Here is a 22,314-nt window from a genome sequence, read left to right as displayed (position 1 = left end):
ATTACAAGTATTCTTTTCGAAAGGCAGAATAAAGAAAGAGTACTCCAACAAGTACAGTCATTACCGCAGCTGCTGAACTGATAAAAATTTGTTCGCCTTGCCAGCGTAGATAAATACCCGCCAATGCCCAGGTAACTACTGCGGCAAAGGCGGGTTTCTTATACGTTAATGTAATGTAAACGGCAAGTAAAAAAGCAACCGCCATCATGATCACCGTCCAGGTTTCGGGTGCAAGCATGTACGATGATAATTTCAGGGAAACAAGTGCAGTGGCTATGTTGGCAATGGTGGCTACACAAATCCACGCAAAGTAAGTTGTGAGTGGTAGTGAAATAAAGAAGCGCTTTGCACGCGTGTTCAGGTTTGCTTGTTGAAATTTGAGAAAGGCTAGCGTAAGCGTTACCAAAAAGGCAAGCATAATGATTACGGATATCCACACATAGAGAAAGTGCCAGGCTAAAATCCAGGAAATATTGAAAACAGAAGAAAATATAAAATAAGGTGATAGCTGCCTATAGATTTCCTGAGTCGGCTTGTCGCGCAGGCGAACCCATTGCCACAAAACAAACGCCAGCAGCAGCAGGTAGATCACGCTCCAGATGGAGAAAGTAATACCTGCCGGGGTAAACAGACTTGGGTACAGGGCAGAAACCTCTCCCGTGGTTAAGCCATTGATGGGAAGAATGTTGGCTAGTGCGTTAGCGGTAAGCACTGCGATTAGGGCAATGGAATGAATTAGGGAGTTGATAACTGGATTTTTCATATTCATAGAACATTGAATTATCCAGCTTGGTTTTCCACTTATCATAAATCAGTTGAAAAGGCCAATGAGTAATTAGTAAACTTGTATATAAACCTCAAAAAATATGAAATTACATGCTTTATGGGCATCTGGCTTGATCCTGATTGGTCTTGTTGGCTGTCAGAATAAGGAAGCAGAAACCGCACTAACCTATCCGGTTACACAAAAAGTTGACACCGTTGATGTGTACTTCGGAACAGAAGTTCCCGATCCATACCGTTGGCTGGAGAATGACACCGCCAAAGCCACAGCCGATTGGGTTACCGCACAAAATGATGTTACGTTTGGCTACCTGAGCAACATCACCTATCGCGATGCAGTTAAGCAGCGCCTGCTGGAGCTGAACAATTATGAAAAACTCGGCACCCCTTTCCGCAGAGGTGAATATTATTATTTCTACAAGAATGACGGACTTCAAAATCAATATGTATTGTACCGAAAGAAAGGCGAGAACGGTGAGGCCGAACTGTTTTTAGATCCCAACACCTTTTCAAAAGACGGAACGACCACCATGCGTGGGCTGTCGTTTTCAAAAGACGGTTCCTTGTTAGCTTTTCAAATCGCTAAAGGGGGCGCGGATCGTGCCGAAGCTGTGGTGATCAGAACATCCGACAAATCGTTGGTGGAAGATACCATTCGGAATATGAAGCAAAGTTCCATTTCCTGGAAAGGCAATGACGGTTATTACATCAACCGGTTTGCTGAAGGGTTGAACAAAAGTCTGGGTGCAAAGAATGAATATCAGATACTCTATTATCATAAGCTGGGTACCCCCTCTTCTCAGGATAAAGTGATTTTTGGTGAAAAGGAAAAGCGGAGATTTGTAAGCGGATTTGTTTCTGAAGATGAGCGCTATTTAATTATGACAACTGCCGAAGGCACCACCGGCAATGAGTTATATGTTCAGGACTTATCTAAACCTGATGGTAAGATTTTGCCCATCAAAACGGGATTCGAAAGCGATCAATATGTAATCGAAACCGAAGGGTCAAGATTGTTCATTGAAACAAATTACCAGGCGCCAAATTCAAAAGTTGTTTGGGTGGATGCGGCTAACCCATCATACGAAAACTGGAAAGATCTGATTCCGGAAACGGAGAACACCCTAAGTACATCAGCAGGTGGAGGAAAAATTTTTGCAAGTTATTTGGTTGATGTAAAGACTCAGGTTAAGCAGTATGATCTGAATGGCAAGTTTGAGCGCGAAATAGAACTGCCTGGCATTGGAACGGCCAATGGTTTTAGCGGATGGAAAGATGATGTAAACCTGTATTACACCTTTACCTCATTTACCTACCCGCCAACCAGCTTTAAATACAACATCGCTTCCGGTGAGTCAACGGAATATGCACGGCCAAAAATTGACTTTAATCCGGATGATTTTGAGACCAAACAAATATTCTACACCAGCAAGGACGGTACAAAAATTCCCATGTTCATTGTACACAAAAAGGGGATTGAACTTAATGGTAAGAACCCAACGTGGTTATATGCCTATGGAGGCTTCAACATTAGTTTGACACCTTCTTTCAGCGCATCAAGAATGGTGTGGCTGGAGAACGGTGGCATTTTTGCACAACCAAACCTTCGCGGTGGCGGTGAATACGGAGAGAAGTGGCATTTGGCTGGAACAAAGATGAACAAGCAAAATGTGTTTGATGATTTTATTGCAGCAGGTGAGTACTTAATAAACGAAAAGTATACATCCAATGAGTACCTGGCTATAAATGGAGGGTCAAATGGTGGGTTATTGATCGGAGCGGTGATGACTCAACGACCTGATTTGGCTAAAGTAGCTTTTCCTGCGGTGGGTGTGATGGACATGTTGCGCTATCATAAGTTTACAATAGGAGCAGCCTGGGCTCCGGATTATGGAACTGCTGAGGATTCAAAAGAGATGTTTGAGTATTTGAAAAGATATTCGCCAGTTCATGCGTTAAAACCCGGAACAAATTACCCGGCTACAATGGTAACTACCGCTGATCGCGATGACCGGGTGGTGCCGGCACATAGTTTCAAGTTTGCTGCAGCACTGCAGGAAAATCATGCGGGTAGCAATCCTGTGTTAATCCGTATAGATGTGAACTCGGCTCATGGTGCTTCAAACCTGAGTAAAGGAATTGAATCCATTGCCGATCAATATTCATTTGCGTGGTATAATATGGGCGTAGTTCCACCTATAGCGAAAGAGGATATGTAATAACAATTGAATTTTTTTAATTTAAGGGGCTGTCTATCGGATAGCCCCTTTTGGTTTTATGAAAACAGAGATTACCATACGAAAAGGAACAAAAGCTGATCTGCCACGCGTTCTTGAGTTGATTAAGGAACTTGCCTTGTATGAAAAAGCTCCGCACGAAGTAATCAATACGGTTGAATTGATGGAGAAAGATGGTTTCGGGTCGAATCCGATTTATGGCTTGTTTGTAGCTGAGAATCAAAAGGGTGTTGTGGGCATCTCCATTTACTATTGGCGTTACTCTACCTGGAAGGGCAAGCGACTTTACCTGGAAGACATTGTAGTAACCGAAACAGAACGTGGCAAGGGAATTGGGAAACTACTCTTTGACCGAACCATGCAACATGCGCTGGATGAGGATTGCTCGGGCATGATGTGGCAGGTGCTGGATTGGAATGAACCGGCTATTAATTTCTATGAGAAATATTATAAGGCGAAATTGGATGGTGAGTGGATAAACTGCAGCCTGGAGCGTGATGAAATCATAAAACTGATTTCAAATGAATAGATCAGATCTCCTGCAGCAATGTTCTGAATGCCACATGACGCCCGCCATATTTTTGCTTATGTTTTTCGATTAATTCGGGAGCAAACTTTTCGAGATACTGCACTACGTTTTCCAGGGTTTCAGCGAAGTATTGTACGCTATACGAAATGCTGCCATCGTCATTGTCGTGCAACACCTTGTACATTTTATAATTTAAAAACAGACCGGTATTGAGTACATCGGGAATGTGTTCGGCCTTCATCCAGGCAACCCATTCTTGTTCAATTTCCTTATCAATGCCAATGGTAACGTTGTATAAAAACATATCTCTTATTTTTCTGCTACGTAGTCTTCAAGGTAAGCAAAGTTTTCGGTTAGCTGCCCGCCTTTTGCAATTGTCGCGCGTTTCAAAACTCCATCGGCATCTTTTACAAAAAGCAACGGTAAAATTCGGTCGATTAAATCGCGACCAAATTCTTCCGAAGCACTGCGGGGAAGTTCACACGGGAGGTTATCCACCGCCATTACCGTTATGTGTTTATCATTACTTAAAGAAGGTTTTTCCTGCCCGGTTTGTGGATCGTAATCATATAAAGGCTCAGGAATGGTACTGGCCCGAATGGTACTGGGGATGGAGCCGCCCACATCGCAGGTGATATCGGCAATAATTTTAATCTTGAACTCGGGTGAGCACATGTCTTCACGCGTAAAGAGAACAGGTGCTTTGGGATTCCAGAAAGCACCTGCCATCAATATGTCGGCAACTTTGGTGAACGATAAAAACGTTGAATCATAACGTTCGGGATGCTGATGAAATTCATCGCGGTTAAAGTGTCCACCTTCACGCCTGATGTGGTAATCGGCACTGCCCAATTGTACGTATACGGGCTCATCAAATGTTTTGGTCAGAAAATCGTACACGCCAACTTTACGAATACCCGCTGTATCCAGTGTTTCCATAGCACCTTTTCCAACACGACCAGCACCAGTAAGGATAATTTTCACGGGAGGTAATTTCACCTTGCGTAACTCCAGCTTCAAATCGTTTACGTCAAAACACTCAAACGCTCTGCGCAAAGAATAATCTCCATAACGTTTTCCGTAAGTCCACAAGCCATTATAGGCACCAACAATTCCCGCGTACCGGCCAAACGCCACAAGCCTGTTTCCCAGTCTGTCTTTTAAGGTTTCATAATCGATCAGCCTGATTTTTCTTTTGAGTATCTCCTGAAGCAGTTTTTTGTTATAAGGTTGCTTTTTTATCGTATGCGAAAAGAACAGGTAGGTTTTATTCGGAATAAGATCGGCTATGGGAACCTCTTTAATGCCCATCAGTATGTCGCAATCGCCTACGTCTGTTCTAACCTCAATGCCTAATTCGCGGTATTCATCATCGTTAAATGCGCGCACTTCACTCGATTGACAGATTACCTTAACGTTCGGAAACCGTTGTTCAATTTCTTCTGTTTGCAGGGGTGTGAACGGAACGCGTTTATCGGGTGGGACTTTGCCTTCGCGAATGATGCCGAGTTTGATAGATTTCATAGACATGGAACTATCCAAAGGTAATGAGGTTTTTGATGTAAATTGGAGTTGTGGAAAAATACAGTTTGCTGATTTTGGGTTGGATAGGTTACCTCGGTCTACACAGCGTGTTTGCGGCTGATGGCATAAAGCAGTATTTCAGCCAGCGCATGCGTAGCGTATTTAAGTATTATCGGTTGTTGTATGTTTTCTTTTCAACCACCGGGCTTTTTGCCATGTTGTTGTTGAATGCCTCCATTTCTTCAGCTTATCTTATTGAATCCAGTGATTGGAACCGATACTTAAGCATGATGCTGGCCACGTTTGCCATTTTTATTTTTAAGGCTGCCTTTAAACAATATAGCCTGAAAGGTTTTGCAGGCTTTGAATCGGATGAACAGGAACAATTTAAAGTGGATGGAATACTGAAGCATGTGCGTCACCCGATTTATTCGGCCACGATTTTAATGGTGGTGGCGTTCTGGTTATTTATTCCCAACGTGACTACGCTGGTTTCAGCTTGCTGTATTTTCATTTACCTGGCCATTGGTATCCCGTTGGAAGAGCGAAAACTGATTAAAAAGTATGGTGAGGCATATATCAGTTATAAGCAGCGCGTTCCCGCCCTGATTCCGTGGTTTCGAAGGAGTTCCTGAGTTATTCTTTCTTCTTTTTCTTTTTGCCCTTTTTCAACTCATCATAATCATCCCGTTCAGCCAGTTTTTTGTCGTCCACATTCTTATCCAGAAAGGCGTTGATTTTTTCAATATCCATGTTGGATTTCAACTCACCAAACTGGTTGATAGACACTTCAAATCCTTCCAGATCTTTGTGCACACGCGGCTTTTTGGCAGCCGGTTTTTTTTCGGGTTTTGATTTTTTTGTCATGCTAACCGACTTTGATTTTTAGATTACTCAATGCAAACGTCAACCGACTCACCACCTCTTCCTTGCCGATGATCTCCATAATCATCATCAGATCTGGTCCACCGCCCAATCCACTTAATGCTACACGCAACGCCTGAAGTATTTTGCCAGTGCCAATCTGGAGAGAGGCTGTAACCTGTTCCAGGGTTTCTTTTGCTATCGTTGCATCGAATGTACTCAATTTTTCAACGGCATCGCGGTAAGCGGTTAATACCTTCACAGCCTCATCGTTCCACTTTTTTGACACAACTCCCTCATCAAATGATGAAGGAGCGTTGAAGAAGAATTTACCCTGCTCCCAAAGATCTTTTGGGAAGGTGATGCGTTCTTTCATTACAGCACAAATTTTTTCTGCTTTGTCCTGTGAGCAGTTAATGTTTTCTTTCTTTAGCTGATTCAGCAAGAATGAGGCAAGTTCGGCATTGGATTTAACCCTTAAATATTGCTGGTTATACCATTGGGCTTTCTGGATATCAAACTTTGCTCCGGCTTTTCCAATTCGTTCAATGCTAAAAGCCTGAATTAATTCATTCATCGAAAAGATTTCCTGTTCCGTGCCGGGGTTCCATCCCAGAAAAACAAGGAAGTTAATTAAGGCTTCAGGTAAATAACCTGCTTCGCGATAGCCGGTAGATTGCTCGCTCGTATTCGGGTCAGTCCAAGTTAACGGAAAGATGGGAAATCCCATGCGATCCGCATCGCGTTTGCTGAGTTTGCCGTTACCATCGGGTTTTAGTAATAATGGCAGATGTGCAAACTGTGGCATATCTTTTTCCCATCCGAAAGCTTTGTACAACAAAACATGGAGCGGGGCAGAAGGAAGCCATTCTTCGCCTCGGATTACGTGCGAAATTTTCATCAGGTAATCATCTACTACGTTGGCCAGGTGGTAGGTGGGCATTCCGTCTGATTTCATCAAAACTTTGTCATCGAGCTGGGCGGTTTGCACCGAAACTTCACCACGAATCAAATCATGCAACACTACCGTTTCATTTTCCGGAATTTTAAACCGTATAACATACGGATGGCCAGCGCCAAGAAGCTTTTTAGTTTCTTCAGCCGATAGGGTAAGTGAGTTGCGCATGGTCATGCGGGTGGTACTGCTGTACTGCTGCTGATCGGAGCCAGCGGCTTTTTGACGTTCGCGCATGGCTTCCAGATCTGCTTCGGTATCAAAAGCATAATAGGCATGTCCGCTTTGCAACAGTTGCTGCGCGTATTGGCTGTAGATTTCTTTCCGTTCCGATTGACGGTATGGCCCGTATGGCCCGCCTTCGCGAACACCTTCATCGATCTGTATTCCGGCCCATGCTAATGAATCCATAATATACTCCTCCGCACCGGGTACATACCGGTTCTGGTCGGTATCTTCAATTCGAAGGATCATGGTGCCCCCCTGCTGGCGGGCTAATAAAAAATTATAAAGGGCTGTACGAACCCCCCCGATATGTAACGCCCCTGTCGGACTCGGGGCAAACCGCACGCGAACATCTTTCATAGGGCAAAGTTAATCGTTCAATTATAATTCTTCTGTAAAAGGGTTTTACCTTTGCACCTTTTACACACAACTGCCATGGCTGAGGAAAAGAGTCTGAACTTTCTGGAGGAAATTGTTGAAAACGACTTGCGGGAAGGCAAGCACCAAACCATACTCACCCGCTTTCCGCCCGAGCCTAATGGCTACCTCCACATTGGCCACGCCAAAAGCATTTGCCTGAATTTTGGTCTGGCTTTAAAGTATGGTGGTAAAACCAACCTGCGGTTTGATGACACCAACCCGGTAACAGAAGAAACCGAGTATGTAGAGAGCATCAAAAATGATATTCAGTGGCTGGGTTTTCGGTGGGCTAATGAATTTTATGCTTCCGATTATTTTGAGCAGCTGTATGAATTTGCGATAAAGCTGATCACGAAGGGTTTGGCATATGTGGATGACAGCACCAGCGAAGAAATCGCACAGCAAAAGGGAACCCCAACACAACCCGGCACGAATAGTCCGTATCGCAACCGGAGTATTGAGGAAAACCTGCAGCTGTTTGCCGATATGCGGGCGGGTAAGTATAAAGACGGTTCGAAGGTACTGCGTGCCAAGGTTGACATGGCGCATCCAAATATGCACATGCGCGATCCAATCATTTATAGAATTAAGCATGCGCATCATCATCGCACGGGCGATGCCTGGTGCATTTACCCGATGTATGATTTTGCCCATGGCCAAAGCGACTCGATAGAAAAAATAACGCACAGCATCTGTACACTTGAGTTTGTTCCACACCGTGCCCTGTACGATTGGTTCATCGAAAACCTGGAGATTTATCCATCGCGGCAATATGAATTTGCTCGATTGAACCTGACGTACACGGTAATGAGTAAGCGTAAGTTATTGCAACTGGTCAATGAAAATCATGTAAGTGGATGGGACGACCCGCGCATGCCAACGTTGAGTGGCGTGCGAAGAAGAGGATATACACCTGAGAGCATTCGCGATTTTTGTGACCGCATTGGCGTAGCCAAACGCGATAACCTGATTGATGTAGGTTTGTTGGAGTTTTGTGTTCGCGAGCACCTGAACAAAGTTGCCCTGCGCAGGATGGTGGTGTTCGATCCGGTTAAGGTAGTGATCACCAATTATCCGGAAGGAAAGACTGAAATGGTTTCGAGCGAAAATAATCCGGAAGATGAATCAACCGGAACACGCGAAATTCCCTTCAGTCGTGAACTATACATTGAGCAGGAAGACTTCATGGAGAATCCCCCGAAAAAATATTTCCGTCTGGCGCCCGGACAAATGGTGCGGCTAAAAAGTGCTTATATTATTAAGTGCGAGTCGGTGGTGAAGGATGCAACCGGAAATGTGACTGAGTTACACTGCACGTATATTCCAGAAAGCCGCAGCGGTTCTGATACTTCAGGAATAAACGTGAAGGGTACGTTACATTGGGTGAGCGCTGCCCATGCAGCAAAAGTGGAAGTGCGCTTGTATGACCGACTCTTTAAAGTTGAAGATGTAGCGGATGCTGAAGGCGATTTCAAAGATCACCTCAATCCCGATTCATTGAAAGTACAAACGGTATTTGCTGAACCCGATCTGTTAAAAGCGACTGCCAATACACGCTACCAGTTTATGCGCAAAGGATATTTTGTTCTTGACCCGGATTCGACCGAAAGCAATTTGGTTTTCAACCGAACCGTTACGCTCAAGGATATGTGGGCGAAAATCAAGACTTAAGACTCAAGTAGCAAGACACGACTTCCTCTGTCTTATGTCTTACATCTTATGTCTTAGGTCTCATGTCTACTTCACAGCGATACAAGAAATCTCAACCCGCACATCCTTAGGCAGGCGACTAACCTCTACCGTTTCGCGGGCAGGAGGATTGGCGTTGAAGTACTCTCCGTAAATCGCATTGACTTCTGCAAAGGAATTCATGTCTTTTAAAAAGATAGAGCATTTGACCACGTGGGTAAAATCCATACCGGCAGCGCTTAAAACAGCCTTCAGGTTTTTCATCACCTGGTGTGTTTCATCGGCAAGGCTTCCTGAAACCAGGTTTCCGGTTTTGCGATCTATGGCAATCTGACCACTTACAAACAGCATGTTGCCGGCCTGAATGGCCTGGCTATACGGACCGATGGGTTCTGGTGCCTGGTCGGAATAAATAACGGTTTTTGACATAAGGGATGATTTTTAAAACATTAATTTAGCAACGGCTCAAAGTACGTGAATCATGAACATTTTAGTGATCGGTGACCCGATAAATCTTGAAGAATGCAAGCTTAAATTTGGCGATCAGCACGCGTATACCTTTGAGCAGGACCATCGGGAGGCTGAACGTTTTGTTTCCGGTAGCGACCTGGTGTTTGATTTTATTTTGGATGAAGAGCCTTTTCAAGCTGAAATCTATGCAGAAAAGGAGGCAAACGTATTTGTAAATACCGCCAAACTTTCACTGGCAGAGCTTTTCAGTCTATCCGATCACAAGATCAAGGCAAACCTGTTTGGTTTTAATGGTTTACCCACTTTTGTAAACCGTTCGGTGTTGGAGGTAAGCGTACTGCATCCTGCTGATGTGGTGAATCTAAAAAGCTTATGCGATAAGTTGGGTACCGACTTTTTGTTGGTAGAAGACCGAGTGGGATTAGTCACACCGCGCATCATTTGCATGATTATTAACGAAGCATATTACACCGTTCAGGAAGGGACTGCTTCACGCGAAGATATTGACCAGGCCATGAAATGGGGCACCAACTATCCGCATGGACCGTTTGAGTGGTGCGGTTTAATCGGCATCAAACATGTGTACGAGTTGCTGGAAGCGGTGTATGAAGATACACACGATGAACGCTACAAAGTGTGCCCGTTATTGAAGCGGGAGTATTTGATGGGGTGATTAAACTTATCCCAGTGATTAGCTGAGTCAGATCAGTTAATCTACGTCACAGTTGTACTTAAACTCGCCTGTTACGGCAAGTGCACTCGATTGGCGGGTTAACAAGAAACCTTTTTCTGAAAAGGTATATGTGTAAGTAGTGATGTCTCCGGATTGAACATGTTTAATACTTACAGGGTTGTTTTCACTCAGGTTCCAGATGCTAAACAAGTATTCTTCCCCACTGAACTTGGTTTCGAAGTATGGATTTTTCTTGTCGTCATATTCAATTTCGTAGCTTTCTTCCAGTTCTTCCAGTTCATTGTACATGCTCACCAGCGTAATGTTTTTGCCTGTATAGGTGTAAACGGTTGAGTCGCCCTTGGCAAAATTATTACTGTTGCTTCGCTCCGCGAAACTGATAACCTTATCATTTGAGTCCAAAAAGTAATAGCGATAGGATTGCAGGTTCTCAATGGAACTACTCGACCGATAGAACTGCTCTTTTATGGTGTCAGTTGCATGGGTTATCTGAACAAAGTCATCTGCAATATTTCCATTCACATAAAAATTTATGCGCGTTAGTTTATCATCGTTACTGTATGTACGAATGCTGGTGAATGAGAAATCGTCATCATCAGTAAACGTATAGTTTACCCCTGCCAATCGGTTTCTTATATCGTAGCTTGCCGTCATAATTCCCTCTTCTTCTTCGAAGGGAAACTGGGTCGGTAAGCATTTGGTTGATCCTGTAAAGATTTCGTTATTCTCACAATTGGAGAACAAGAGAGTTGTTCCAACAAGAATCACGATTGATAAAAGTGATTTCAGTAGTTTACGCTCTCCTTTGGACATCTTTAAAAGCACAAGCCCTGCAAAAAAACCAACAATAAAAATCAAGAGTGTATTCATAGACTTTATTCAACAGTTACAGATTTAGCGAGATTTCTAGGCTGATCAACGTTACAGCCACGCATTACAGCAATGTGGTATGAGAGTAGCTGCAACGGAATTACAGAAACAATCGGTATCAAGGCATCCTGAACGGCCGGAATTTCAATTACGAACTCTGCCATTTGCGGAATTAACTTGTCACCTTCGGTTACAACCGCAATGACCCTTCCTTTTCGGGCCTTTACTTCCTGAATGTTGGAAACAACTTTCTCGTAAGATCCATCGTGTGTAGCAATAAACACTACGGGCATTTCTTCATCAATCAACGCTATGGGACCGTGCTTCATTTCGGCAGCCGGGTAACCTTCTGCATGGATGTATGAAATTTCTTTCAGTTTCAAGGCGCCCTCCAAAGCCACTGGAAAGTTATAACCACGGCCTAAGTAAAGGAAATTAGAGACATCCTTAAACGTGAAAGCGATTTCACGAATCTTATCATTAAGCCTCAACACCCTTTCAACTTTTTCAGGAATAGTTTCCAATTCAACCAACATTTGGTGAAAAGCCTGATCAGTAATGGTCCCGCGTTTTTGCGCGATGATGAGGCAAATCATACTCAGTACTGTAAGTTGTGCAGTGAATGCCTTAGTACTGGCTACTCCTATTTCGGGTCCGGCATGCGTGTAGGAACCCGCATGTGACGTACGCGCAATGGATGAACCCACCACGTTACAAACCCCGATAATGATGGCACCTTTGGATTTGGCCAGCTCAATGGCAGCGAGTGTATCTGCAGTTTCTCCTGACTGTGAGATAGCAATGACTACATCACCCTCGCGAATAATTGGATTGCGGTAGCGAAACTCTGAGGCATATTCGACTTCAACCGGTATCCGGCAAAATTCTTCAATCATGTATTCAGCTACCAGTCCGGCATGCCAGGATGTGCCACAGGCTACAATGATGATGCGCTCCGCATTCATCATCTTATTCACATACTCACGGATACCACCCAATACCAGTCTTCCTGCTTGTGAGTCAAGTCTTCCCCGCAAGCAATCTTTAATGGATTTCGGTTGTTCAAAAATCTCTTTCAACATGAAATGATCGAACCCGCCCTTTTCGATTGCCTCCAGCTCCAGCTCCAATTTTTGAATGTATGGAGTCATTGGGGCATCTTCTATGGTTTTGATGCGTAGTTGCCCCTCATCAATTACGGCAATCTCCAGATCGTTGAGGTAAACCACATCTTTGGTATATTCGATAATGGGTGTGGCATCGGAAGCCATAAAGAATTCATCCTTCCCAACCCCAATTACCAATGGGCTACCCTTACGTGCTGCAATGAGTTGATCGGGATTATCGTTCGACATGATGACAATGGCATAGGCACCTACCACCTTGGTAAGCGCCAGGCGCACTGCTTCTTCAAGCGTGCAGTTGTTATTTTCCCAAATGTCTTCAATGAAGTGAATTAATACCTCGGTATCTGTTTCACTTAGAAAAACATGTCCTTTATTGACCAGCTCTTGTTTCAGCGAGCTGTAATTTTCAATGATACCGTTGTGGATAATCGCAAGCTTGCGTGAAGAAGAATAATGCGGATGAGCATTTACATCATTGGGTTCACCGTGCGTAGCCCAACGGGTATGTCCGATGCCGATGGTACTTTTTAACGTAGCATCATGAAGGTGATCTTCCAGGTCAGATACTTTCCCTTTTTTCTTATAAACGTTAAGCCCGTTATTCAACAGGGCAATACCTGCACTGTCGTACCCGCGGTACTCCAATCGTTTAAGGCCCTTTATGATTACTTCCTGGGCATCGCGATGGCCAACGTAGGCAACTATTCCGCACATAAATGCTTAGTTGTTAAAGGTTTTGATTATTCGGCTGCGTATAATAAACACGCAGTTTTATATTTTCTTTCGTAAAGACGGTGCGATCAAGTGTTTTGCCGGTGGGCACTGTCGAAGGAACTCCTGTAATGCTTGTGCCTGGGTACAAGCCTAAATAAAGTGGCCTATACTGACTGTTTTTGTTTTGAAAGAGCGTTTGAATAAACAAGGTAATTGAACCCGTGTAGGTCTTGGTTGAACTATTATAAAGCAAGCTACCAGCAATTCGATTCTGACTTTGTTGAGATAAGTCACTGCTAACGTAATAGTTGATCAAGTTGGTGAACATGAAAAACTTGTTCAGCGAATCTTTAGTAGTCTGATCGAGTTCACGATAATCCAAAAAATTATTATCCTCCTGCATCAGCCGTAATTCTAATACAGGCAAAGGCTTATAGTCACCAGTTGTATTCACTGATTCAATGACAATTTCTGCAGCATTTATGATAATGTTTTTTTCAGATACCTCGTCAGCAAATTCTTCGTAAAAACTGCTTAAGTCAACTTTAGTAACCATAGGATAACCGCCCTGTACTACACGTAGACTGGTGGTTGCTTCTCCTGCTGCATAAGGAGGATCAACAACGGGTAATTCGGCTACACGATCAGGAATAATATTATGAAAAGAAACACCTGAAAATCCAAAATCACGTGCCAGGGTATCCACAACCTGACCAGCAAGTTCGGAGTGATAGTACAATCTTATTTGAGAATAGGCATTTGCTGGTTCAAGTCCATACACAGCATCGCATCCCTCAGGAATAAGTGCCAGGCCCTTAAATAATGAACGAAACTTAGTCGCGTTTGAAAAATTCTGATCATCATCGTTGAGTGCTACATTGAAAAGTTCAAGTCCAAAACTGTCATCAAGCCTTGCTCTTGCCACCAGTGTATCTTGCCGGTTTATTCTTTCAACCGTAATGTTTGTAGCAACACGTCTTTCTTCCTGTTCAAACTGATAAATTTGTTGGAATTGGGTTTCACCAATTTCTTCTGCTTCATCAGCATAATTAACGGTTGAATTGGAATAGTATCGGTTAGCAATGTTTACTAATACTTCTTTGTCGGTTCCAGGTATCGTGAAGTACTCTTGCCGTAAATTTAACGGATTTGCTTCTGTAATTTTCCGAATGCTGAGTTTGCCTGTTCCGGCAGAACTGGTATTCAAACCATATGAATAGCCATCTAATCGAAGTTGCAGCGTAATGGAGTCATACACATAGGTGTGATCCTCTTTTTGAGCAAGCTTGGTTGTAAGTGCAGGTAAGAACTCTGTGAAAACTTCTGTCTTAATGGCGCCAATAATCGGGTCATTGTGTTCACCGGCAAGTAGTCTTCTTGCACCTGTTCCTTGATCGGTTAACTCAGGATCGGTAGCAACAATTGCCCCATCTCCAACAAGAAACTCCTGAAACTTTACATTAAACCGGTTATTAGCTTTAAACCCCAACAGGCTTGTCTCATCTTCACAAGCCACCAAAAACAAAGCAGCTAAAAGTAGCTGCCATGTTCGCTTAACCCACAAGTTCATTATATAAATTGAAGTATGATTCGGTGTAGTTTTCGTCTTTGTCGATGGTTTCGACTTTCTTTTCTTTTATTTTTTTGAAGAGCCCTTCAAGTTTTTTGTTCTCGCCTGCCACAATAACCGCATCGGAGAATTCAACACCCATGCGGATGAATCCTTCGTAGTCGGCCGACTTCAGGTTGCCCAACATCTTGTCTTCAATGTCCATCATCTTCACTTTGCTCATAATGTCTTCCTTGAACTTATGCGTAAAGCTATTATTGTAAATGGTGAAAACAGTTTTTGCGTTCTTGAACAACGGATCGTTCTTGTAGGTGGTTTTCAAGTACAACGGAATGAAGCTGGTAATCCAGTCGTTGCAGTGTACCACATCCGGTGCCCACCCTAATTTACGAACGGTTTCAATAGCACCTTTGCAAAAGAAGATTGCACGCTCATCGTTATCGGCATAAAAGCGATTTTCTTTATCGTGAAATACAGACTTTCTGTGGAAGTAATCTTCATTATCAATAAAGTAAACCTGAAGTTTGGCATTCGGGATAGAAGCCACCTTGATTGTCAAGGGCTTTTCCTCATCACCTACGGCAATGTTAATCCCCGATAATCTGACTACTTCATGTAACCGGTTCTTTCTCTCATTAATAATCCCAAAGCGCGGCACCAGTATGCGGATCTCCATTCCCTTTTCCTGCATGGCCTGGGGTAACTTGCGTACAAAATCGGCTACCTCAGAAGTTTGCAGAAAGGGATTGATCTCGCTGGCTACATAAAGAATACGGAGTTTCGACATAATATGATTGATTAGTTGACTGAACGGAAAATGAGCCACAAAAGTACGAAAATCGCCCCCCTTATTCAACTCTTTTTCTGATTAAAGCCTATATTTGGCGCCTTTATCCGAAGCTGTAACATGCAGATTTTCAGGGAAATTAAGCCCCTAAGGGCATTTTTGGTTGAAAAATGGAGGGCTGGACAAAAGCCCGGATTTGTTCCCACCATGGGGGCCCTTCACCGCGGACATTTGGAATTAGTTGCCGCTTCACGTGCCAACCACCCGTTTACCGTTTGCTCTGTTTTTGTTAACCCCACCCAGTTCAATAATGCTGAGGATTTCGCCAAATACCCCCGAAATATTGAACGGGATATTGATTTATTAAAGCAGGAAGGGTGCGATGTGTTGTTTTGTCCGGATGAAGCCGAGATGCGCCCGGATAGCCAATTCCTGAATTTTGATTTTGGGCACCTGGATAAAGTGATGGAAGGAAAATTTCGTCCGGGTCATTTCAGTGGGGTCGCGCAAGTGGTATCAAAGCTGTTTCATATTGTGGAGCCAGATACGGCCTATTTCGGACAGAAGGATTGGCAACAGTTTGTGATCATCTGCACGTTGGTTAATGAGTTAAAGTTTAACGTAAAGCTTAAGGCAGTTGAAACCGTTCGTGAACCTGATGGCCTTGCAATGTCTTCAAGAAACGAACGACTTTCAGAAGTGCAACGAAAGGAGGCCACTTTACTATCAAAATGTTTGAATGAGGCCCGCGAACAACTTCTGCACGGAAAGTCTGTTGAAGATGTAAAGAAAAGTGTCACGAACACGTTTAATCAAAATGAAGCTTTGCAGCTTGAATATTTTGAAATGGTAAACGCAGAGAACCTAACCCCAATCAAATCTGTTGGGGATGCTGACCGTGCTATACTGTGTATGGCTGCCTATGTGGGTGGGGTTCGTTTAATTGATAATATGTTTGTTTGATTTATGAGAATTGAAGTTTTAAAGTCGAAAATACATCGGGCAAAAATTACCCAGGCCGAGCTGCATTATGTAGGTAGCATAACCATTGATGAAACGCTTATGGATGCTGCCGGATTTATAGAAGGCGAAAAGGTGACCGTTGTAAACGTGAATAACGGTGAGCGTTTGGAGACCTATGTCATCAAAGGAGAACGTGACTCCGGTATGATTTGCCTTAATGGGCCGGCTGCTCGCAAAGTGCAGGTGGGGGATATCGTAATCATTTTTTCATACGCCTCCATGAAGCTTGAAAAAGCCAAAACTTTTAAACCCACTATTGTTTTCCCAACACCCGATAACCGATTAAATTGACAGCTTAATTCCACCGCATTGGGTTCACGCATCCGGGTATTTGTTCAATACATTCTTGTCCTCGCAGCCACCGTTTTTCTCGTGTGGTTTTCGCTGCGTGCCATTCAGGTTGAGGAAGGTCAGAATAAATGGGATTACCTCTTAAACACGTGGCATCGGGCCGATAAGTTTTGGCTCATGGTCATGCTGGTTTTTGTGATGATCAGTCACGTGCTTCGGGCCGAACGCTGGCGGATGTTATTAAAGTCGGCAGGCCATAGTACTTCCTTGTATAAGGGTTTTCTTTCGTTGATGGTGGGTTATCTCGTAAACCTGGTTATTCCACGGGGTGGGGAAGTCTCACGGTGTTTTAATTTATATAAGCTCCACAAAATTCCCGTGGAGGTTTCATTCGGCACGGTGGTGGTAGAACGAATTGCCGATTTGTTTTTTTTGGTGATTGTGTTGACCCTGGCATTTGTGGTTGAGGCTGATAAACTTTTTGGATTCATAGAAACCTTACCCATTCAACCAGTACTTGGCCAGGGCAAATTGGGTTTGATTATAACGGTGCTTGTTGCGCTGATCGTGATCAGCCTGATTGGCTTTTATATCTTAAAAAGAAATCAAAAGCTTCGTGATCGGGTTCGCAACGTATGGAAGGGATTTAAAACCGGCCTAACCTCAGTACTCAAACTTGAAAGTAAAGGGCTTTTCATTTTGCACTCCGTTGTCATTTGGGTTTTGTACTTTCTGATGAGTTATGCCGTAATCCGTGCGTTTGATGAAACTGCCCATCTTGGCTTTGGGGCAGTACTTTCACTTTTTGCCATTGGCACCATTGCCATGGCTGCACCGCTTCCGGGTGGGGCCGGGTCGTATCATGTTCTGTTACCGGCCGGACTTTCCCTATTGTACCAGGTTCCGCAAGCTGATGCGGTAGCGTTTACATTCGTTTTCCATGGCTGGCAAACCCTGATTATGATTGTGGGCGGGGTTATCTCCTTAATTTTGACGTCTGTTCTTCTTAGAAAACAAAAGAGTGCACCACCCGTATCGGATGAGCAACCTTCTGATTAGCTTTGTAAAGGCCAGTCGTGACGAATTGTCAGGGAATTCAACTGGCTTGGAAGTTGTTAAAGTAGAAATCTAAAAACGTAGAGAAATATGGGTGTTTTCATTATTGGTGGAATTTTCATGGTGATCGGGATGATCGTTAGCGGCAGACTGAAAAGTAAATTCCGCAAGTATTCCGAAATCCGGTTGAACCGCGATTTATCAGGTGCTGAAATTGCCAAGCTGATGCTGGCCGATAACGGCATTCACGATGTGCAGGTACTGAGTGTGGAGGGTGAACTTTCCGACCACTACAATCCGGCAAACAAAACCGTAAACCTTAGCCCTGAAGTTTATCATGGCAGAAGCGCTGCCGCAGCGGCCGTTGCTGCCCACGAATGTGGTCACGCGGTGCAGCATGCTACGGCTTACTCCATGCTTCAGTTCCGTTCGGCTATGGTGCCCATTCAAAATGTGAGTGGTAAAATCATGAACATGATTTTTTGGGCTATGATTTTGGGAGGTTCATTCATGCAAAGCATTTTGCCCTGGAACTCAGCTTTGCTGATCATTATTGCCTGTTACGGGGTGTTCACTTTGTTTGCCTTTGTAACGCTACCGGTTGAATTTGATGCCAGCCGCAGGGCATTGGCCTGGATCGAAAACCGTGGAATTGTAAACCGCCAGGAGCATGACATGGCAAAGGATGCGCTCAAGTGGGCCGCCATGACATATGTGGTGGCTGCAATCGGTGCGCTGACTACCCTCTTATATTATGTGATGATGTTTCTGGGTGGGCGTGATGATTAATCCGATATAATTTCAAGTATTCAATTAATTTTGGGCCCGGAATTAACCCCGGGCCCTTTCTATTTGTTTAATTCGGAAAAAGCACAGACCATGAATTTTCAACTAACCGAAGAGCACATTGCCGTACAACAAGCTGCCAGAGATTTTGCGCAGAATGAATTATTGCCGGGTGTAATTGATCGGGATACCGAGCAGAAGTTTCCGGCCGAGCAGGTAAAGAAAATGGGTGAACTCGGTTTCATGGGTATGATGGTGGATCCGAAATACAATGGTGGAGGAATGGACACCATCTCCTATGTGTTGGCGATGGAAGAGATTTCAAAGATTGATGCATCGGCTTCGGTGTGTATGTCGGTAAACAACTCATTGGTGTGTTGGGGATTGGAGAAATTTGGAACGGAAGAACAAAAGGAAAAATATTTAAAGCGCCTGGCTGCAGGCGAGATCATCGGTGCGTTTTGTTTGTCGGAGCCCGAAGCAGGCTCAGATGCGACAAGCCAGCGTACTACTGCAGAAGATAAAGGCGATCACTATCTTTTAAACGGAACAAAAAACTGGATCACCAACGGCAACAGTGCCAGTGTATATATAGTCATCGCCCAAACCGATGCAGCCAAGCGCCATAAGGGTATTAATGCCTTGATTGTTGAAAAGGGAATGCACGGCTTTGTAGTTGGCAAGAAGGAAGACAAGATGGGCATCCGTGGTTCGGATACACACTCGCTAATGTTCACCGATGTAAAGGTGCCGAAAGCCAATCGTATTGGTGAAGATGGTTTTGGTTTTACCTTCGCCATGACCACCTTAAATGGTGGACGAATAGGTATTGCTTCGCAGGCGTTGGGTATCGCTTCAGGTGCTTATGAGTTAGCGCTAACATATTCCAAAGAAAGAAAAGCTTTCGGAAAACATCTGGCCGAGCATCAGGCCATTCAATTCAAGTTGGCGGAAATGGCTACAAAAATTGATGCAGCCCGTTTGTTGGTTTGGAATGCAGCGTGCCTGAAAGACCAGGGGAAGGATTTTGTTAAGGCGGCAGCGCAAGCCAAACTTTTCGCTTCACAGATTGCTCAGGAGGTAACTACCGAAGCGGTTCAGATTCATGGTGGTTACGGCTACGTGAAAGAGTTTCACGTTGAGCGCCTCATGCGCGATGCGAAGATCACGCAGATTTATGAAGGCACAACAGAAATTCAGAAGCTGGTTATTTCACGGGAGCTTCTTCGTTAAGCAACTGAATTAATCTTCTTTTAGAAATTTACGGTGAGCGTAATTACTTCACCACCCCGCTTCACCTTCACCGGAATGGTTTGCCCTTTATCAAACTTTCCGAGTGCACCCATATAATCCTGAATGTCTTTTATGGTCAGGTCGCCCATTTGGATGATAATGTCTCCGGTTTGAATGCCTGCTTTTTGTCCGGGTCTGCCATCGGTTACTCCATCCACTTTAACGCCAGGTTCATCGGCTGTATAGCTGGGCATAATGCCCATGGTTACTTTAAAAGCAGAGCGGCTCGCCATCGGTTTTGCTTTGGTAGTAAGAAAGGCAAGCTTGGGTTCACTGTCCAATTCGTTAATCAATTTAGCAATCAGGGTTAGCACATCTGCCTGACCTTTGGTGTTTATTTTTTCCCAATCATCTGTGGGTTTGTGATAATCGGAATGCGCCCCTGTGAAGAAATGAAGTGCCGGAATATTTTTCAGGTAAAACGAAGTATGATCAGAAGGTCCGATTCCCGAAGAATCTGTTTTTATTTTCAATTGATCGGATGCTAATTTCTGCAACAATGGCTCCCACACCGGGCTTGTTCCTGTCCCGTTCACGGCCAGGGCTTTCGTTTGTGGATCAAGTCTACCAATCATATCCATGTTGATCATGTAATTTACTTTCGTCAGATCAAGTGGCGCATGCTCTGTAAAATGCTTTGATCCGAACAGACCCATTTCTTCACCCGAAAAGCAGATGAAAACGAAATTGTATTTCTCCTTAATCTTGTTGGTGCTGAAGTATCGGGCAAGCTCAAGTACGCCCGCCACGCCAGAGGCATTATCATCAGCACCGTTATGAATTTTACCGCTTGGATTGGCATCCAGCGAATTCCCTTGTTCACCAATGCCCAAGTGATCATAATGCGCGCCAATAACAATGGTGTATTCCGCTTTATTGTCGAGAAAACCCACCACATTATGAGCGGTGCCCGGTTCGCCCTCACCATGCGCCCCACGTTTAAACTCAAAGGGTTGAAGGTAGTTTTTGGCTTTGCCCACCGGCTTTAGCTTAAGCGATTTGTATGTTTTGGAGATGTATTCGGCAGCCATTTTTTCGCCTTCGGTGCCTGTGCCGCGCCCTTGAAGATCATCACTAGCCAGTACTTTAATGTGCGAAAGGATACGACCTTCATCGAATTGCTGTGCAAAAAGTGAGGCAGAAATTAATAATCCGAATAAACCAAGAAGTGCTGTTTTTTTCATGTGGATATATAATGAACCGCAAAGATAGCGCAACCCCTACAGTTTTATGCTAGCATGGAATAAAAAGTGATAAATTGGAGGCATGGGTTATCGCATGGATTTTTTTGCCGTCTTTATATTGCTCGGCCTGGTACAAGCGGTATTCCTTACGCTATTTTTCTTCTCTAAAGAACATCGGTTACGACAATATAATGTGTTCTACGGGTGGTTGCTGATTGCCATCATCGCTTGCGAGCTTGAGATATTTCTCATGTACACCGGGTATATTGTTCACGCCCTTCATCTCGCGGATTTTTCTGAGCCTTTTGCCTTGCTTATCGGCCCGTTCCTTTTTCTGTATGTTAGCTCGTTGGCCCGCGGACCGGTAAATCGGAAAACCATTGGTGCCCACACGGCTTTCCCCATTATTTACTCCTTGCTGTTGATTCCCTTTCTGATCTCATCAACCGATATAAAATACAATGCGTGGATAAATGCCTATCATCCCGGTTCGCCCTTGAGGGATGTGGTTTACCACTTCGATCCGTGGATGTTCGTGTTAACGGAGTGGCATACGGAACTGGTGTTGATCAGCCTGGCGTTTTACCTGGTGCTTAGCGGAGGGGTTATCATTCAGGCGTTCGGTAAGAAGAATGAATCCTTTTGGTCTCCCCAATCATTATCATTACGAACCTTACGCAACGGAGTAATGCAGATTGCATGCTTCACGTTATTTATACTGGTTGTAAAACTTTTGAATAAGGAAGATACAGGCGACCATTTGTTTGCCACGTTTGGCGCATTACTGATTTATGCTACCAGCTTTTCGGTGATGCGAGGCTCCGGTTTTTTTAAACAGGCATCGCTTAATGAGCAACAGAAATATAAAGGTTCATCACTCACGCCAGCTCAGCAACAAGCGCTTATTGATAAACTGAATTACTTGATGAAAGCTGAGAAACCTTTCATGCGTTCTGATTTCTCACTTCCTGAATTGGCACAAGAGTTAGGCGTTTCGGTTCATGTGCTTTCGCAAGCGATTAATGACGGGTTGGGCAAAAGTTTTTTCGAGCTGATAGCCGCTTACCGTGTTGAGGAGGCAAAGAAATTATTAAAAGAGCAGATGAATATTAAAGTGGAAGAAATTGCGGAGCAGGTTGGGTATAATTCAAAATCATCGTTCAACACAGCATTCAAAAAAAATACGGGCATGACGCCTTCGGAATTTCGTCAGCAATAACCC

22 protein-coding genes are annotated in these 22,314 nt (G+C 44.0%); 11 read left to right on the top strand and 11 right to left on the bottom strand.

Translation table 11 applies throughout. From position 1 onward, the window contains the following. Position 1: 1 nt before the first annotated feature. A complete protein-coding gene (locus QY309_15835; GenBank protein WKZ59323.1) occupies positions 2–763 on the bottom strand; it encodes a hypothetical protein in 762 nt (253 codons plus the stop codon). Positions 764–866: 103 nt separating this feature from the next. Between QY309_15835 and QY309_15830 the strand changes: the two genes are divergently transcribed. Beyond that, positions 867–3,002, top strand: coding sequence for a prolyl oligopeptidase family serine peptidase (locus QY309_15830; protein ID WKZ59322.1), 2,136 nt, complete (start codon positions 867–869; stop codon positions 3,000–3,002). A gap of 58 nt (positions 3,003–3,060) precedes the next feature. Beyond that, positions 3,061–3,549 carry a GNAT family N-acetyltransferase gene (locus tag QY309_15825; GenBank protein WKZ59321.1) on the top strand — a complete coding sequence of 163 codons (489 nt, stop codon included), beginning with the start codon at positions 3,061–3,063 and terminating at the stop codon, positions 3,547–3,549. Between the two features lies 1 nt (position 3,550). On the opposite strand, the gene QY309_15820 is transcribed toward QY309_15825, so the two are convergent. After that, positions 3,551–3,853 (bottom strand): DUF4286 family protein, encoded by a 303-nt coding sequence (locus tag QY309_15820; protein WKZ59320.1) that lies wholly within the window; start codon positions 3,851–3,853, stop codon positions 3,551–3,553. Positions 3,854–3,858: 5 nt separating this feature from the next. Continuing rightward, the gene (locus QY309_15815) at positions 3,859–5,073 is read right to left on the bottom strand and encodes an NAD(P)-dependent oxidoreductase (protein ID WKZ59319.1); all 1,215 of its coding nucleotides are present in this window, start codon (positions 5,071–5,073) and stop codon (positions 3,859–3,861) included. Positions 5,074–5,123: 50 nt separating this feature from the next. Here QY309_15815 and QY309_15810 point away from each other — a divergent pair, with 50 nt between their 5' ends. After that, a complete protein-coding gene (locus QY309_15810) occupies positions 5,124–5,708 on the top strand; it encodes an isoprenylcysteine carboxylmethyltransferase family protein (protein WKZ59318.1) in 585 nt (194 codons plus the stop codon). Between the two features lies 1 nt (position 5,709). On the opposite strand, the gene QY309_15805 is transcribed toward QY309_15810, so the two are convergent. Then, the gene (locus QY309_15805; protein WKZ59317.1) at positions 5,710–5,940 is read right to left on the bottom strand and encodes a hypothetical protein; all 231 of its coding nucleotides are present in this window, start codon (positions 5,938–5,940) and stop codon (positions 5,710–5,712) included. 1 nt (position 5,941) lies between these two features. Further along, positions 5,942–7,477 carry a glutamate--tRNA ligase gene (gltX, locus tag QY309_15800; protein WKZ59316.1) on the bottom strand — a complete coding sequence of 512 codons (1,536 nt, stop codon included), beginning with the start codon at positions 7,475–7,477 and terminating at the stop codon, positions 5,942–5,944. Positions 7,478–7,552: 75 nt separating this feature from the next. Between gltX and QY309_15795 the strand changes: the two genes are divergently transcribed. Then, positions 7,553–9,208 (top strand): glutamine--tRNA ligase/YqeY domain fusion protein, encoded by a 1,656-nt coding sequence (locus QY309_15795; GenBank protein WKZ59315.1) that lies wholly within the window; start codon positions 7,553–7,555, stop codon positions 9,206–9,208. 66 nt (positions 9,209–9,274) lie between these two features. Here QY309_15795 and QY309_15790 read toward each other — a convergent pair whose 3' ends face one another. Next, complete coding sequence (locus QY309_15790; protein WKZ59314.1) at positions 9,275–9,655, bottom strand: RidA family protein; 381 nt, start codon at positions 9,653–9,655, stop codon at positions 9,275–9,277. 52 nt (positions 9,656–9,707) lie between these two features. Here QY309_15790 and QY309_15785 point away from each other — a divergent pair, with 52 nt between their 5' ends. Beyond that, positions 9,708–10,370, top strand: coding sequence for a 3-hydroxyacyl-CoA dehydrogenase family protein (locus tag QY309_15785; protein ID WKZ59313.1), 663 nt, complete (start codon positions 9,708–9,710; stop codon positions 10,368–10,370). Positions 10,371–10,406: 36 nt separating this feature from the next. Here the strand turns inward: QY309_15785 and QY309_15780 are convergent, their stop codons facing one another. From QY309_15780 to QY309_15765, 4 genes are read right to left on the bottom strand one after another with little or no spacing between them, the layout of a single operon-like run. Continuing rightward, the gene (locus tag QY309_15780) at positions 10,407–11,261 is read right to left on the bottom strand and encodes a hypothetical protein (GenBank protein ID WKZ59312.1); all 855 of its coding nucleotides are present in this window, start codon (positions 11,259–11,261) and stop codon (positions 10,407–10,409) included. 5 nt (positions 11,262–11,266) lie between these two features. Beyond that, positions 11,267–13,102, bottom strand: coding sequence for a glutamine--fructose-6-phosphate transaminase (isomerizing) (gene glmS, locus QY309_15775; protein WKZ59311.1), 1,836 nt, complete (start codon positions 13,100–13,102; stop codon positions 11,267–11,269). A gap of 13 nt (positions 13,103–13,115) precedes the next feature. Continuing rightward, entirely contained in the window at positions 13,116–14,672 is a 1,557-nt protein-coding gene (locus QY309_15770) for a DUF4270 family protein (protein WKZ59310.1), read from the bottom strand. Continuing rightward, positions 14,656–15,459 (bottom strand): glycogen/starch synthase, encoded by an 804-nt coding sequence (locus tag QY309_15765; protein WKZ59309.1) that lies wholly within the window; start codon positions 15,457–15,459, stop codon positions 14,656–14,658. The genes QY309_15770 and QY309_15765 overlap by 17 nt, the downstream gene beginning before the upstream one ends. A gap of 120 nt (positions 15,460–15,579) precedes the next feature. Between QY309_15765 and panC the strand changes: the two genes are divergently transcribed. The 5 genes from panC to QY309_15740 all read left to right on the top strand — a co-directional run bounded on the left by panC (position 15,580) and on the right by QY309_15740 (position 19,848). Further along, positions 15,580–16,422, top strand: coding sequence for a pantoate--beta-alanine ligase (panC, locus tag QY309_15760; GenBank protein ID WKZ59308.1), 843 nt, complete (start codon positions 15,580–15,582; stop codon positions 16,420–16,422). Between the two features lie 3 nt (positions 16,423–16,425). Beyond that, on the top strand, positions 16,426–16,773 hold the full coding sequence (locus QY309_15755) for an aspartate 1-decarboxylase (GenBank protein ID WKZ59307.1): 348 nt from the start codon (positions 16,426–16,428) through the stop codon (positions 16,771–16,773). An 18-nt stretch (positions 16,774–16,791) separates the two neighbouring features. Beyond that, a complete protein-coding gene (locus QY309_15750) occupies positions 16,792–17,832 on the top strand; it encodes a lysylphosphatidylglycerol synthase transmembrane domain-containing protein (protein ID WKZ59306.1) in 1,041 nt (346 codons plus the stop codon). Between the two features lie 87 nt (positions 17,833–17,919). Continuing rightward, positions 17,920–18,618: a zinc metallopeptidase gene (locus QY309_15745; protein WKZ59305.1), complete on the top strand. Its 699-nt coding sequence runs from the start codon at positions 17,920–17,922 to the stop codon at positions 18,616–18,618. A 90-nt stretch (positions 18,619–18,708) separates the two neighbouring features. Continuing rightward, entirely contained in the window at positions 18,709–19,848 is a 1,140-nt protein-coding gene (locus QY309_15740; GenBank protein WKZ59304.1) for an acyl-CoA dehydrogenase, read from the top strand. 20 nt (positions 19,849–19,868) lie between these two features. Here QY309_15740 and QY309_15735 read toward each other — a convergent pair whose 3' ends face one another. Beyond that, a complete protein-coding gene (locus tag QY309_15735; protein ID WKZ59303.1) occupies positions 19,869–21,092 on the bottom strand; it encodes a M20/M25/M40 family metallo-hydrolase in 1,224 nt (407 codons plus the stop codon). Between the two features lie 82 nt (positions 21,093–21,174). On the opposite strand from QY309_15735, the gene QY309_15730 reads away from it, so the two are divergent. Further along, complete coding sequence (locus QY309_15730; GenBank protein WKZ59302.1) at positions 21,175–22,311, top strand: helix-turn-helix domain-containing protein; 1,137 nt, start codon at positions 21,175–21,177, stop codon at positions 22,309–22,311. The last annotated feature ends 3 nt before the right edge of the window (positions 22,312–22,314 follow it).

It is taken from the genome of Cyclobacteriaceae bacterium (assembly GCA_030584025.1).
In the GTDB taxonomy this organism is placed as follows: Bacteria; Bacteroidota; Bacteroidia; order Cytophagales; family Cyclobacteriaceae; genus UBA2336.
Note: the sequence above shows the minus strand (reverse complement) of the source record. Positions and strands in the feature narration are given on the sequence as shown.

What these genes read in the sequence shown, in the direction of transcription:
- QY309_15730 (WKZ59302.1), top strand. Translation starts at nt 21,175, where the DNA reads ATGGGTTATCGCATGGATTTTTTTGCCGTCTTTATATTGCTCGGCCTG.
- gltX (WKZ59316.1), bottom strand. Translation starts at nt 7,477, where the DNA reads ATGAAAGATGTTCGCGTGCGGTTTGCCCCGAGTCCGACAGGGGCGTTA.
- QY309_15735 (WKZ59303.1), bottom strand. Translation starts at nt 21,092, where the DNA reads ATGAAAAAAACAGCACTTCTTGGTTTATTCGGATTATTAATTTCTGCC.
- QY309_15830 (WKZ59322.1), top strand. Translation starts at nt 867, where the DNA reads ATGAAATTACATGCTTTATGGGCATCTGGCTTGATCCTGATTGGTCTT.
- QY309_15805 (WKZ59317.1), bottom strand. Translation starts at nt 5,940, where the DNA reads ATGACAAAAAAATCAAAACCCGAAAAAAAACCGGCTGCCAAAAAGCCG.
- glmS (WKZ59311.1), bottom strand. Translation starts at nt 13,102, where the DNA reads ATGTGCGGAATAGTTGCCTACGTTGGCCATCGCGATGCCCAGGAAGTA.
- QY309_15820 (WKZ59320.1), bottom strand. Translation starts at nt 3,853, where the DNA reads ATGTTTTTATACAACGTTACCATTGGCATTGATAAGGAAATTGAACAA.
- QY309_15755 (WKZ59307.1), top strand. Translation starts at nt 16,426, where the DNA reads ATGAGAATTGAAGTTTTAAAGTCGAAAATACATCGGGCAAAAATTACC.
- QY309_15780 (WKZ59312.1), bottom strand. Translation starts at nt 11,261, where the DNA reads ATGAATACACTCTTGATTTTTATTGTTGGTTTTTTTGCAGGGCTTGTG.
- QY309_15790 (WKZ59314.1), bottom strand. Translation starts at nt 9,655, where the DNA reads ATGTCAAAAACCGTTATTTATTCCGACCAGGCACCAGAACCCATCGGT.
- QY309_15835 (WKZ59323.1), bottom strand. Translation starts at nt 763, where the DNA reads ATGAAAAATCCAGTTATCAACTCCCTAATTCATTCCATTGCCCTAATC.
- QY309_15785 (WKZ59313.1), top strand. Translation starts at nt 9,708, where the DNA reads ATGAACATTTTAGTGATCGGTGACCCGATAAATCTTGAAGAATGCAAG.
- QY309_15745 (WKZ59305.1), top strand. Translation starts at nt 17,920, where the DNA reads ATGGGTGTTTTCATTATTGGTGGAATTTTCATGGTGATCGGGATGATC.
- panC (WKZ59308.1), top strand. Translation starts at nt 15,580, where the DNA reads ATGCAGATTTTCAGGGAAATTAAGCCCCTAAGGGCATTTTTGGTTGAA.
- QY309_15770 (WKZ59310.1), bottom strand. Translation starts at nt 14,672, where the DNA reads ATGAACTTGTGGGTTAAGCGAACATGGCAGCTACTTTTAGCTGCTTTG.
- QY309_15825 (WKZ59321.1), top strand. Translation starts at nt 3,061, where the DNA reads ATGAAAACAGAGATTACCATACGAAAAGGAACAAAAGCTGATCTGCCA.
- QY309_15815 (WKZ59319.1), bottom strand. Translation starts at nt 5,073, where the DNA reads ATGAAATCTATCAAACTCGGCATCATTCGCGAAGGCAAAGTCCCACCC.
- QY309_15740 (WKZ59304.1), top strand. Translation starts at nt 18,709, where the DNA reads ATGAATTTTCAACTAACCGAAGAGCACATTGCCGTACAACAAGCTGCC.
- QY309_15765 (WKZ59309.1), bottom strand. Translation starts at nt 15,459, where the DNA reads ATGTCGAAACTCCGTATTCTTTATGTAGCCAGCGAGATCAATCCCTTT.
- QY309_15795 (WKZ59315.1), top strand. Translation starts at nt 7,553, where the DNA reads ATGGCTGAGGAAAAGAGTCTGAACTTTCTGGAGGAAATTGTTGAAAAC.